This window comes from Anaerotignum faecicola (genome assembly GCA_024460105.1).
GTDB lineage: Bacteria > Bacillota > Clostridia > Lachnospirales > Anaerotignaceae > JANFXS01.
Window position 1 is genome coordinate 1 of sequence record JANFXS010000289.1, and the last position, 448, is coordinate 448.

A 448-nucleotide genomic window follows, 5' to 3' on the forward strand; every position below is an offset into this window, starting at 1 on the left:
TGGACTGTGAAACGGATGGACGCGTAATTGTAGGCGGATATGGCCGGCGTAATCCGGAGACGGGAGACCGTTATAGCCTTTTGGCCATTGAAGCGTGCAGAACTGTAAAGGAAGTTCTTCCGCAATTTACACTCCGGTTTCATAAAGATACACCGGAATGTGTCATGAAGGCAGCGATTGAGTGTATTAAGGAGGGAAGGACATACCCGCTTCTCTATAATGATGATGTGATCGTACCGGGAGTCATGAGTACATATGGTGTGCCGAGGGAGATGGCGGAACACTATATCATGCTCGGATGCGGAGAATATGAGTTTGAGCACTACAGTGTGGCAACTCCCAGTGGATCCCTTAATGCTGCGAAAATTATGGAACTGGCAGTAAACGGAGGCTGGGATCCGGTAGGGGGCTGGGCGATCGGTCCCAAAACACCGAAGCTCTCCGCGTG

1 protein-coding gene is annotated in these 448 nt (G+C 50.9%); it reads left to right on the forward strand.

The features are described 5' to 3' along the window. On the forward strand, positions 1-448 hold a 448-nt coding region (locus NE664_14005; GenBank protein ID MCQ4727748.1), incomplete at both ends, for a hypothetical protein.